At 65.1% G+C, this 11,858-nt stretch carries 13 protein-coding genes; 9 read left to right on the plus strand and 4 right to left on the minus strand.

Features of this window, described 5'->3' with window-relative positions:
• Positions 1-30: 30 nt before the first annotated feature.
• Positions 31-675: a GntR family transcriptional regulator gene (locus D6M19_RS26515; protein ID WP_123028263.1), complete on the plus strand. Its 645-nt coding sequence runs from the start codon at positions 31-33 to the stop codon at positions 673-675.
• Complete coding sequence (locus D6M19_RS26520) at positions 672-1,664, plus strand: Gfo/Idh/MocA family protein (protein ID WP_123028264.1); 993 nt, start codon at positions 672-674, stop codon at positions 1,662-1,664. Before D6M19_RS26515 ends, D6M19_RS26520 begins: the two co-directional genes overlap by 4 nt.
• Here D6M19_RS26520 and fadA6 read toward each other — a convergent pair.
• Complete coding sequence (gene fadA6, locus D6M19_RS26525) at positions 1,661-2,818, minus strand: steroid 3-ketoacyl-CoA thiolase FadA6 (RefSeq protein ID WP_123028265.1); 1,158 nt, start codon at positions 2,816-2,818, stop codon at positions 1,661-1,663. The two genes, D6M19_RS26520 and fadA6, sit on opposite strands and share 4 nt — an antisense overlap.
• Positions 2,818-3,369 (minus strand): TetR/AcrR family transcriptional regulator, encoded by a 552-nt coding sequence (locus D6M19_RS26530; RefSeq protein ID WP_234835062.1) that lies wholly within the window; start codon positions 3,367-3,369, stop codon positions 2,818-2,820. Before D6M19_RS26530 ends, fadA6 begins: the two co-directional genes overlap by 1 nt.
• 303 nt (positions 3,370-3,672) lie before the next feature.
• On the opposite strand from D6M19_RS26530, the gene D6M19_RS26535 reads away from it, so the two are divergent.
• The 7 genes from D6M19_RS26535 to D6M19_RS26560 are packed head-to-tail and all read left to right on the plus strand — an operon-like array spanning position 3,673 to position 9,836.
• Positions 3,673-4,716, plus strand: a complete 1,044-nt coding sequence (locus tag D6M19_RS26535) for an ABC transporter substrate-binding protein (protein ID WP_164478701.1) — start codon at positions 3,673-3,675, stop codon at positions 4,714-4,716.
• 10 nt (positions 4,717-4,726) lie between these two features.
• Positions 4,727-5,596, plus strand: a complete 870-nt coding sequence (locus tag D6M19_RS26540; RefSeq protein WP_123028268.1) for an ABC transporter permease — start codon at positions 4,727-4,729, stop codon at positions 5,594-5,596.
• Positions 5,593-6,387, plus strand: coding sequence for an ABC transporter permease (locus D6M19_RS26545; protein WP_123028269.1), 795 nt, complete (start codon positions 5,593-5,595; stop codon positions 6,385-6,387). Before D6M19_RS26540 ends, D6M19_RS26545 begins: the two co-directional genes overlap by 4 nt.
• Positions 6,388-6,391: 4 nt before the next feature.
• On the plus strand, positions 6,392-7,171 hold the full coding sequence (locus tag D6M19_RS26550; RefSeq protein WP_123028270.1) for an ABC transporter ATP-binding protein: 780 nt from the start codon (positions 6,392-6,394) through the stop codon (positions 7,169-7,171).
• Positions 7,172-7,864, plus strand: coding sequence for an antibiotic biosynthesis monooxygenase family protein (locus D6M19_RS34375; RefSeq protein WP_164478702.1), 693 nt, complete (start codon positions 7,172-7,174; stop codon positions 7,862-7,864). It abuts the gene before it with no gap.
• A complete protein-coding gene (locus tag D6M19_RS26555; RefSeq protein WP_164478703.1) occupies positions 7,861-8,862 on the plus strand; it encodes an amidohydrolase family protein in 1,002 nt (333 codons plus the stop codon). Before D6M19_RS34375 ends, D6M19_RS26555 begins: the two co-directional genes overlap by 4 nt.
• A 2-nt stretch (positions 8,863-8,864) precedes the next feature.
• Positions 8,865-9,836, plus strand: coding sequence for an amidohydrolase family protein (locus tag D6M19_RS26560; RefSeq protein WP_164478704.1), 972 nt, complete (start codon positions 8,865-8,867; stop codon positions 9,834-9,836).
• A 1-nt stretch (position 9,837) separates the two neighbouring features.
• On the opposite strand, the gene ipdF is transcribed toward D6M19_RS26560, so the two are convergent.
• Both ipdF and ipdE1 read right to left on the minus strand, forming a co-directional pair.
• The gene (ipdF, locus tag D6M19_RS26565) at positions 9,838-10,626 is read right to left on the minus strand and encodes a (5R,7aS)-5-hydroxy-7a-methyl-1-oxo-2,3,5,6,7,7a-hexahydro-1H-indene-carboxyl-CoA reductase (RefSeq protein WP_123028273.1); all 789 of its coding nucleotides are present in this window, start codon (positions 10,624-10,626) and stop codon (positions 9,838-9,840) included.
• A gap of 25 nt (positions 10,627-10,651) precedes the next feature.
• Positions 10,652-11,815 (minus strand): acyl-CoA dehydrogenase IpdE1, encoded by a 1,164-nt coding sequence (ipdE1, locus tag D6M19_RS26570; RefSeq protein WP_123028274.1) that lies wholly within the window; start codon positions 11,813-11,815, stop codon positions 10,652-10,654.
• Positions 11,816-11,858: the final 43 nt, after the last annotated feature.

Below are 11,858 nucleotides of genomic sequence, written 5' to 3' on the forward strand. Positions count from 1 at the left end.
ACAAGCGGGCTCACGACGAAATGAGGGTCCATGACTGTCGCCGCACCGCGAACCGCCCACGCCTACGCATACGACGCGCTGCGCAACAGAATCCTCACCGGCGAGCTTGCCCCCGGCGCGCCGCTCATCCAGGCCAATCTCGCCAAGGACCTCGGCGTGAGCATGACGCCGGTGCGTGAGGCGCTGCGTGATCTCGCCACCGAGGGCCTGGTGACCCTGCTCGCACACAAGGGGGCGGCCGTCACCACGCTCGACCTCGCGGACGCGAAGGAAATTCACACGATCCGGCTCAAACTCGAGCCCGACGCCACCCGGCTCGCCGTCGATCATGTGACGCTGGACGTGCTCAACCGCGCCGAGGAGCTCTACGCGGACATGTCGGAGACCGCGGACCACCGCTGGGTCGTGTGCAACCGCGAGTTCCACAAGATTCTGTTGTCGCCCGCGCCGGCACCGCGGTTGGTGGGGATCCTCAGCTCCCTGCTCGAGGCCGCTGCGTTGTATGTCCCGCTGGCGATCAGCCACCGCGTCGGACCCGATCCGCAGGTCGAGCACCGCGCCATCCTCGACGCGTACCTGCGCCGCGATCCCGAGGCCGCCGCCCACGCCGTGGCGGCCCACATCCAGTCGAGCATTCACTCTCTGGAGTTCGACACGAACGCGTCGGAGACGTGACTGTCCGCTGGGGCATCATCGGAATCGGCAAGGTCGCCGACATCGCCATCGCTCCGGCCATCGGGGCAGACGATAAGGGCAGTCTCGCAGCCGTTTGCAGCCGCAGTCTCGACCGTGCGACGGCGTTCGCCGCCAAGCACGGCGCGACCGCGGCGTACGAGGACTACGCGCAGATGCTGGCCGATCCGGACGTGGACGTCGTCTACATCGCGTCGCCGAACGGCCTGCACGCAGAGCACGGCCTTGCCGCTCTCAAATCCGGCAAACACGTCCTGGTCGACAAGCCACTGGCGCTCGACATCGCCGAAGCGAGATCGATGGTCGACGCGGCCGCAGATGCAGACGTGTTGCTGGGCACGGGATTTCATCTTCGACACAAGGCGACCGCGCGGGCCGCACGGGACGCGATCGCCGCGGGGCGGCTAGGTGGGGTGTTCTACGCCGAGATGGCCTGCGGCGCAGGCAAGGGCCTGTACCCATACGACACCTGGCGCGCCGATCCGGCGCTTTCCGGCGGCGGCACCCTGCTGCACCAAGGTGTGCACGCGGTCGACCTGGTCGCCTACCTGTGCGACCAACCCGTGGTCGAGGTCACCGCCATGTTCGACAAACCCGGCGCCGAGGACGTGTTCGTCGGCAGCTGCCGGCTGGCAGACGGAACCCTGGCGAACATCGCGTCACACAGCCTGCGGATGGGCACCCGGCCCGACTGGACGGTGTTCGGCACCGGCGGTTGGCTCGATGCCCGCGGCGGAACCAGCCCGGCCCCCGACGACACCCTTGACCTGCATGACGACGAAGGCACCAGCAGGCTGGCGACTTCGACGTCGCCGGCCTACGTGACCGAGGTCGCCGACTTCTCTGCGGCCGTCGCATCCGCGACCGAACCGATCGCCAGTGGTGTCGACGGCCTGCGAGCAGTGGCCGTCGCCGACGCGCTCTACCGGGCGGCCGACGAGCGCCGAAGCGTGACGGTCGAGATCCTTTAGAGCCGCTCGATGATCGTGACGTTGGCGGTGCCGCCGCCCTCGCACATGGTCTGCAGGCCGTAGCGCCCGCCGGTGCGTTCGAGTTCGTTGAGCATGGTGGCGAACAGCTTCGCGCCGGTGGCCCCCAACGGATGGCCGAGCGCTATCGCGCCGCCGTTCGGGTTGACCTTCTCCGGGTCGGCCTTGATCTCCTTGAGCCACGACATCACCACGGGGGCGAACGCCTCGTTGATCTCCACGGTGTCGATGTCGTCGATCGACAGACCCGTCTTCTCCAGCGCATACCTCGTCGCTGGGATCGGTCCGGTGAGCATGAACACCGGATCGGCGCCGCGTGCACTGACGTGGTGGATGCGCGCCCGCGGCTTCAGGTTGTGCTCCTTGACCGCCTGCTCGGACGCCAGCAGCACCGCGCTGGCGCCGTCGGAGATCTGGCTCGCCATCGCGGCGGTCAGTCGGCCGCCGTCGACGAGGGTTTTGAGGCCCGCCATCTTCTCCAGCGACGTGTCGCGCGGTCCCTCGTCGGTGACGAAACCGTCGACGGGAATGATCTCGTTCTCGAAGTGCCCGGAGCGGATCGCCTCCTGGGCACGCCGGTGGCTGGCGAGCGCGTACTCCTCCATCTCCTCACGCGAGATGTTCCATTTCTCGGCGATGAGCTCTGCACCGCGGAACTGTGAGATCTCCTGGTCGCCGTAGCGGTGCAACCAACTCTTGGACTCGTTCGTCGGTGACGTGAACCCGAACTGTTCGGCGACGGTCATTGCCGAGGAAATGGGAATCTGGCTCATGTTCTGCATGCCGCCGGCCACGATCAGGTCAGCGGTGCCGGACATGATCGCCTGTGCGCCAAAGGAAATTGCCTGCTGACTGGAACCACATTGCCGATCCACGGTGACACCGGGCACTTCCTCGGGGTATCCGGCGGCAAGCCACGAAAGCCTCGCGATGTTGCCCGCTTGGGGTCCGATGGCGTCGACACAGCCGGCGATCACATCGTCGACCGCACCGGGATCGACATCCACCCGATCGAACAGACCGCGCCACCCTGCGGCCCCGAGATCAACGGGATGGACGCCGGCCAGCGATCCGTTTCGCTTGCCGATCGCGGTGCGTACGGCGTCGATGACATATGCCTGAGACGTTGCCGCCATTACTTGTCTCCTTTTGCTGTTTCGGCGGTGATGCCGCCGAGGACGATCGAAAGATATTGACGGCCGACCTGCTCGGCAGTCAGTGGTCCGCCGGGCTGATACCAGCGGACCGACACCCAGGTGGTGTCGCGGATGAAGCGGTACACCAGGTCGACGTCGATGTCGGGACGGAAATAGCCCTCCTCGACACCCTGGTTGAGCAGGTCCAGCCACATTTTGCGTTGCTGCTTGTTGCGCTCCTCCACATAGGAGAACCGCCCCTCCCCCGACAGCCGCTTGGCCTCGTCCTGGTAGATGACGACCTGCGCATGCCGGTCCTCGATCGCCTCGAACGACGCCATGAAGAGGCCCTTGAGTCGCTCGAGCGGATTCGGCTCGGTGGCGACGATCTCCTGATAGCGCGCGAAGAGCCAGTCGAGGAAGCCACGCAGAACCTCGTCGACCATCTCCTCCTTGGAGGAGAAGTGGTGATACAGGCTGCCCGACAGGATTCCCGCGGAGTCGGCGATATCGCGCACGGTGGTGGCGCGCAGCCCACGCTCGGCGAACATCGTCGCGGCGAGGTCCAATAGCTCGTCGCGACGGCTCACTGCTGCCTTCTCCACCAGTAGAGGATAGCAACCAAGCGCTTGCTAGGTAACGATTGCCCTACCCGCGCCCCTCACATCTTTGACCCGCGAGCAGACCGTTTACACGCTGGCAACCCAGCGAGACGGCAATTCCCATAATTTATAGGATCTATCGTTCTATAGTTTATTTCGGCAGCCAGAAGCCGGCGGCTGCACGGCCTGCCCAGGTGATTCGTCAACGAAGACGGTGGCAGCCGCCCGGCGGTGATCGCAGGAGGTCCGTCCATGCACAGGAAGACAACGTCGCTTTTGGCTCTGCTCGGCGCCGGCGTTCTGCTCGCGTCCGGCTGTAGCGGCCCCGGAGACGACTCGAAGTCAGCCGAAAGCGGGGAGGACGGCGTCATCCGGTTCACCTTCTCACCCGACCCGGCCTGGGACTGGATCCAGGATCAGGGAATTCTCGAGGAGATGGAGAAGGATTCGGGGTTCCGGATCCTGCAGACGGTGACGTGGGATGAGTACGGACAGTTCGCGGGCGGGCACGCCGACGTCGTCTCCATCGGTACCTACGAACTGCAAAACCTCGAGCAGGAGACCGGCGTCGAGACGGTCACGTTCGGCAAGTTCAACAAGGCCAAGGACGTGATGATCACGGCGAACCCGCAGTGGGAAACCGTGTCGGACATGCCGAAGGGCTGCAAGATCGCCGCGGAGTCGCCGGTCGGCAACACACTGATTTGGACGGCGCTCATCAAGCAGATGGACAACCGCACGCTGGCCGAGAACGGCGACGATCTCAACCTGGTCAGTGCCGATTACCAGGTGATCCCCGAACTCGTGCTGAACAACGAGGTGTGTGGCGCGTTCGCCGATCCCACCCAGTCCATCCCGGAGTTCGCCTCCGGCAAATTGAACATCATGTACGACGGCAGGTCCGCGTCCGAACTCTTCGGCGAGACAATGGAACCCGGTCACCAGGGTGTGATGAGCAACCTGTTCACCGCACGCAAGGAGTGGTACGACTCCCATAAGGAGGAGGCCGCGTTCTTCCTCAAGGTCTGGCAGCGCGCCATGGACGAATGGGCCAAGAACCGCGACGAGATCATCGACGAGTACCCGCAGCATTTCGCGGTGAAGAACGAAGAGGAAGCCAAGTGGATGAAGGGCTACTTCGCCAACACCTTCGACTGGTTCGTCGACTCGCCGTATCTCACCCAGGAGTGGATCGACAAGGAAAAGAAGATCTTCCAGCTCCTGAAAGACGCCGGCGTGGCCCCTGCCGACCAGCCCGATCCCGAGATGGTCGTCATCGAGCCGTCCAAGTCCTGACGGCACCTTGATGTCACTGGCGCCGTCGACGCGTCGGCTCCTCGCCTCGCAGGTCTACTCGCTCGCGGGGATCGCGACCTTCATCGGGATCTGGGCGTACGCGGCCTCGCGGATGGAGCGCTACGTTCTGCCCTCGCCGTGGACTGTCGGCAAGCGGATGTGGGAGCTTGCGGCCTCGGGGGCCGTGCTGACGAATTTTGCCGACAGCCTGTGGCGCACGATCCTGGGCTGGACGGTGGCGGTCGTCGCCGGCACGGCGATCGGGGTTTTGATGGGCCGCTTCCGGTATGCCAGGGCGTTCTTCCACGACCTGATCTACCTCGCCGCCAACGTGCCGTTGATCGTCTACGCCATCGTGGCGATCATCGTGTTCGGTATCAGCGGGATGGGGCCGACCTCGGTGGTGATCCTGTTCGTGCTGCCGGGGATCGCGTTGAACGTCGCGGCGGGGATGATGTCGGTCGATCCTGATCTGGTCGGAATGAGCAAGGCGTTCAACAGAAGTCGGTTGGATCTCGCGAAGCACGTGATCATCCCGACCGTCATGCCGTTCGCGTTCGCGGCGGGCAGGGTGTCGTTCGCCGACTCGTGGAAGCTCGCCGCACTGGTCGAAACGTTCGGCGGGTCAAGCGGTGTGGGCTATCAGATCGGTCGGTCCTATCACATGTTCTCGGTGCGCGACGTGCTGGCGTGGATGTGCTTCTTCGTCATCTTCGTGGTCCTGCTCGAGCGGCTGGTATTGATCAACGCCGAACACCGGCTGTTCCGGTGGCGAGCAGACTCGCCGCAGCGGACGAGGCGCTGGCGGGGTGGCACAAAGACACCCGCGAGGGGGGCGCCTGCAGGCACCGCCGCCGAAGCGAAAGTGGCGACGCCGTGAGCACCGCAACGGCCACGTTCCGCAACCGGTTGGGCTGGCTCACCTCCGACCGGGCGGCCCGCTACACCGCCCGGCTGCTGATGTTGGTGCTGTGGCAGGCCATCGGCGTGCTGTCCACCCGAATTCCCACCCCGGTGGGGACATTCGAGTTCCTGGTCGACGAGGCGATGCGCGGCGAACTCTGGGTGCACCTCACGTGGACGCTCCGCCGCGCGGCGATCGCGTTGTCGGTGGTGCTGGTGCTTGGTGTTGCGATCGGCTGGGCGATGGGTTGGTGGTGGCGTGTCGGTGCGTACTTCCGCGACGTCGTGACGATCATGTTGGCGCTGCCCGCCTTCATCTGGGCACTGCTGGCCGCGATGTGGTGGGGCTTTTCGGAAGTCGGCCCGATCGTCGTGCCGGTGCTGGCCGCCACCCCGATGCTCGTCGCATCGACATACGAAGGCGCCAAGTCGCTCCCGAAACCACTGATCGAGATGTCGTCGGCTTACCGCATTCCGAAGGCACGGTTCTTCGGCTGGATGGTGCTGCCCGCGATGTCGCCGTATATCTTCGCGGGATTCCGGTACGCGGTGCTGGCCGGCTGGGGCGCGTTGTCGCTAGTCGAGTTCTTCGCGAGCAACTGGGGCGCCGGCTATCGCGCCGCATTCTGGTACGACGCAGGCAATTTCGACGGGTTGATGGGTTGGGGTCTGATCGAGATCATCGTCATCCTCGCCGTCGACCGATTGGTGCTCGAACGCCTCGCCCGCCGCTCGCGACGCTGGCAGGAAGGAACCGAAAGATGGTGAGTGCATGGCGACGCTGATCGCCGACCACGTCAACAAGGTCTACGAGGCGACTACTCCAGGCCAGACCGCCACGCATGCCCTCGACGACTTCGGCTTCGAGGCATCGGGCCATACCTTCATCTGCCTCGTCGGGCCGTCCGGCTGCGGCAAGAGCACATTCCTCAACCTGGTCTCCGGCGTGGAGAAACCGACATCGGGTTCGGTCACGGTGACAGCAGAAGGCAAGAGCGCCAGAATCGGCTACGTCTTCCAGGACCCACGGCTGCTGCCATGGCGGACCGTGCTCGACAACATGATCTACGTACACGACGACGGCGACCGCAAGACCCGTCGAGAGCGCTGCATGCGGTTCTTGGAGATGGTCGACCTGGCCCACGCCGCGGACAAGTACCCTGCGCAGCTCTCCGGCGGAATGCGGCAGCGCATCGGCATTGCCCGCGCGTTGTCCATCGAGCCGGACCTGCTGCTGATGGACGAGCCGTTCAGCCATCTGGATGCGATCACCGCCCGCACCCTGCGCACCGAACTGCAACAGCTGTGGCAGGCGTCGGGCGCGACCGTCCTGTTCGTCACCCACGACGTCAACGAGGCGGTACAGCTGTCCGACCGGATCTTGATGATGAACAAGGGCGGCACGCTGTATGCCGACATCCCGATCAACCTTCCGCGTCCGCGGCTGATGACCGACCGCGAGGTGGTCACCCAGCAGGCCGACGTCCTGGCCCTGTTCGAACAGATGCGTGCCGAACCTGTCGGCGCCGAAGAAGAAGGAGCGAACCACTAAATGCTGCGCCACTCAGCCTTTTTCATGTTCCGCGATGACACCACTCTCGAGCAGGCCGTCGAGATGATGAAGGGCCTGGCGTACATGCGGTTCGCCTGCCCGAGCGTGCGCGCCCTCGACTTCGGCCTCGACGAGTTCGGCGGCTCCGGGCTGCTGCGCGAGGAGAAGCCGTGGAAGCGTCAACCCCGTTGGCGCAGCCGTAGACTCGGGCCGCCGGTGAGCTACGACATCGCTCTGCACCTGGACTTCGACGACCAGGCAGGCATGGACGACTACAACGACGACGACGTGCACCACAACGTCGCGGTCTACAACGCGTCGATCTGCCGGGGCGAGGAAACGGCACGGGTCGACTGGTGGTATGACGGCCCTCCGTTGATCACCAAGAACTCCTACAAGCACTCCGCGATGTTCATCTGGGCCGACGAGTCCGACGAGGCATCCCGGGCCGCGGCACTCGACGCCGTGAAGGCGCTCGAGGGCACGCCCGAGGTGCAGCAGGTCACCATCGGCAAGAACATCGGCACGCTGACGACCGATTTCGACGGAATCATCGATATCCGCTGCGCAGACAAGGATGCAGCCACCAGGCTGATAGCCGGCGAGGAGTATGCGCAGGCCATGAAACAGCTCGGCGAGGTGACGCAGTACGAGTGGATGGCCCGGGTGACCCACCTCATGCACGGTCTGTGAGCGATTCAGGAGGCACCATCAGCTCGATCATCGACGTCCATGCCCACGTAACGCCGCGCTGCTTCAGCGACGTCGTGCTCGGCGGCAGTGACTGGCACGGAATGACATCCGACGACGGTGAGCTGCACAACCCGATGAACCGATGGGGTATCGACCAGCGCATCGAGGCGATGGACGCCGACGGCATCGACGTGCAGCTGACCTCGCCGACGGACGTCTTCTACCAGTACCACCAGGACCCCGTCGTCACCGCGACGATCGCCGCTGCGGTGAACGACGAAGTGGCCGAGATGGTTCGGGCCCGCCCGACCCGGATCGCCGGCCTGGCGACGGTGCCGATGCAGGACACCGACCGCGCCGTCGCGGAGCTCACCAGGGCGATTCGTGACCTCGGGCTGCGTGGCGTGATGATCGACGACCACGTCAATGGCATGACCTATGACGATCCACGCTTCGACGCGTTCTGGGAGGCGGCGGCCGAACTGGGTGCGCTGATCTTCGTCCACCAGTACGCGCCCACATCCGTCGAGGCCCGCATCGACAAGTTCTTCTTCTTCAACTCCATCGGCAACCTGGTCGATCGGGCAATCACCTTCGGCGCGCTGGTCTACGGCGGCGTGATGGATCGCCATCCACAGCTCAAGGTGTGCCTCGGACACAGCGGCGGTTACACGGCCTTCGCGCTGGACCGCATGGACCAGGGCTGGCGGGCGTTCCCGTCGATGCGGGGCGCAACGACCGGACCGCCGAGCACCTACGCGCGTCGGTTCACCTACGACGCGGTGACCTATGAGGCGCGCACATTGCGCTTCCTCGTCGACGTGGTCGGCGCGGACCGGGTGGTGCTCGGCACCGACTGGCCCGCCCCCATGCGGGTTCTCGAACCAGTGACCCGGTTGACCGCGATCGGCGTCCTTACACCCGACGAAGTCGAGTCCATCCTGCGTGGCACCGCAGCGATGCTGTTGGGCGACCCCACTAGCAGAGAGGCCGAATAGCGTTGGCCGTCATCGATGTTCATTCACACGTCACCCCGCCCAGCTTCCGCGAGGCGGTCTTGGACGGCGGCACATGGCACACGCTGACCAACGCGATCGGCGAGCTCGAGATCCCGGAGTTCTCCATCGCTCCGGAAGACCGGATCGCCAAGATGGACGCGGCAGGCATCGACATGCATGTGCTCACCGTCAACAACGACTTCTACCGCTACGAGCTCGATCCGGGCCTTACCCAGGAGATCGCCCGCGCCTGCAACGAAGAGATCGGTCAGATGATGGCCGACCATCCCAACCGGTTCACCGGCCTTGCCACCGTGCCTATGCAGGACGTCGAGCGGGCGGTCACCGAAATGGAACGCGCGATGTCCAAGCTGGGCTACCGCGGCATCACGATCAACGACCACGTCAACGGCGTCACCTTCGACAACCCGCGGTTCTACCCGTTCTGGGAGGCGGTGGAATCCCTCGGTGCTGTGGTGTTCTTCCATCAGTGCGGACCCACCCTTGTCAAGGCACGAACCACTCGCTACGCGTTGCCCAACAGCATCGGCAACCTCGTCGACCGCGCCGTCACATTCGGCACGCTGGTCTTCGGCGGAATCATGGACCGCTACCCCGGCCTCAAAATCTGTCTCGGACACGCGGGCGGATACGCGCCGTTCGGCGTTGCGCGGATGGACAAGACCTGGCGCGCCGCCGATATGGAGGTGCCGGAGTTCGCCGATGCCAAGCTGCCCGTGCCGCCGAGCGAATACCTGAACCGGTTCTACTACGACTCCTGCACGTACACCGAGGGGACGCTGCGATTCCTCATCGACGCCGTCGGGATCGACCGGGTGGTGCTTGGCACCGACTATCCCGCGCCGATGGTGCAGGAGGACCCGGTCGGGTGGCTGGAGAAGATGGCAGGCATCAGCGATGCGGAGCGTACGGCGATCCTGGAAACCAACCCGGCGAGCATGTTGGGCCTCTAAGTCAGGCGCGCTGGCTCGATACCGAAATTACCTCTCCGGTCAGATAACTGGAGTAGTCGCTGGCAAGGAACGCAATCGTGGCCGCGACCTCCCACGGTTCGGCGGCCCGGCCGAAGGCCTCCCCCTCCGACAGCCGATCGAGCAGATCCGACGAACTCGTCTTCTCCAGGAACTTGTGGCGCGCGATGCTCGGCGACACGGCATTGATCCGCACGCCGTGCTCGACGGCTTCGATTGCGCTGCAGCGGGTCAGGGCCATCACGCCCGCCTTCGCCGCGGCATAGTGCGACTGCGAATGCTGGGCCCGCCAGCCGAGCACGCTGGCGTTGTTGACGATCACGCCGCCGTGGCCGGCGTCGCGGAAGTACCGCAGTGCGGCACGGGTCGCCCGCATCACCGACGTCAACGTCACGTTGAGCACCCGGTCCCATTCGTCGTCGGTCATGTCGATGACCGGGGTCTGGCCGCCGAGGCCTGCGTTGTTGACGAGCACATCGAGGCGCCCCAACCGCGCGGTCGTCGACGAGATGAGCGCATCGACCTGCGCGGTAGACGTCACATCGCAGACCACGCTCTCCACCCGGCCAAGGCCGAGCCCCGCCAACTGGTCCCGGGTTTCACCGAGGCGCCGCTCGTGGTGGTCGGAGACGACCACGTCGGCGCCCTCGGCCAGCGCGCGGCGCGCGACTGCCGACCCGATGCCGGTGCCGGCCGCCGCCGTCACAACGACCACCTTTCCGGTCAGAAGTCCATGCCCGTCAATCTCTTTGGGCGCTTCGGCAAGACTCATACACGTCTCCTCTTCGCGCGGGCGCTCATCGGCCTTTGACCTCACGCGGTAAGCCGAGCACGCGCTCGGCGATGATGTTGCGCTGGATTTCGTTCGACCCGCCGTAGATGGTGTCGGCGCGGGTGAACAGGTACAGATGCTGCCACTCGTCGAACTTGCCGCCCTCTGCCACCAGACCTGCCTTACCGACGATATCCATCGCCAGCTCGCCGAGATCACGATGCCAATTGGCCCACAACAACTTTGACACCGAATCTTTTCCGGCGGCCTGCCGGCCCCCCTCCACGTCCATGGTGGCGAGCGCGTAGGACCGCATGGTGCGCAGGCCCACCCACGAGCGGGTGAGGCGCTCTCGGATAACCGGATCGTCGACGGCGCCGGTCTCCTTGGCCACGTCGGCCAGGTTGGAAAGTTCACGCGCGTAACGGATCTGCTGCCCAAGCGTCGACACGCCGCGCTCGAAGGTCAGCGTCCCCATCGCCACCCGCCAGCCGTCGCCGGGCTGACCGACGACGAGGTCTGCGTCGGTGCGGGCGTCGTCGAAGAACACCTCGTTGAAATCAGCCGTCCCCGTCAGCTGCACAATCGGGCGTACCTCGACTCCGGGCTGATCGAGCGGAACCAGCAGATACGAAAGGCCGGCGTGTCGCTTCGAGCCCTTCTCTGTGCGAGCCACCACGAAGCACCACTGCGAGAGGTGCGCCATCGACGTCCACACCTTCTGGCCGTTGATCACCCACTGATCGCCGTCGAGTTCGGCGGTGGTCGAAACGTTGGCCAGATCGCTCCCTGCGCCGGGCTCCGAATAGCCCTGGCACCACAGTTCGGTCACGTTGAGGATGTTCGGCAGGAAGCGCTTCTGCTGCTCCGGCGTGCCGTAGGCGATCAGCGTCGGCCCGAGCAGTTCCTCGCCGAAGTGGTTGACCTTGTCGGGGGCGTCGGCCTTGGCGTACTCCTCATAGAAGGCGACGCGGTGCGCAACCGAAAGGCCGCGGCCGCCGTGCTCTTCGGGCCAGCCCAGACACGTCATGCCCGCAGCGGCGAGATGCTTGTTCCACGCCAACCGGTCTTCGAACGCCTCATCCTCGCGACCCGGCCCGCCGAGACCCTTGAGCGCGGCGAATTCACCGACGAGATTGTCGGCGAGCCAGTCGCGGACCTCGGCCCGAAACTCATGGACCTCCATCATCCCTGTAGGCTAACCTACCAAGCACTTGCTTTGTTGGAGGAGC

The sequence above is a fragment of the Mycolicibacterium stellerae genome, from assembly GCF_003719305.1.
Lineage (GTDB): Bacteria > Actinomycetota > Actinomycetes > Mycobacteriales > Mycobacteriaceae > Mycobacterium > Mycobacterium stellerae.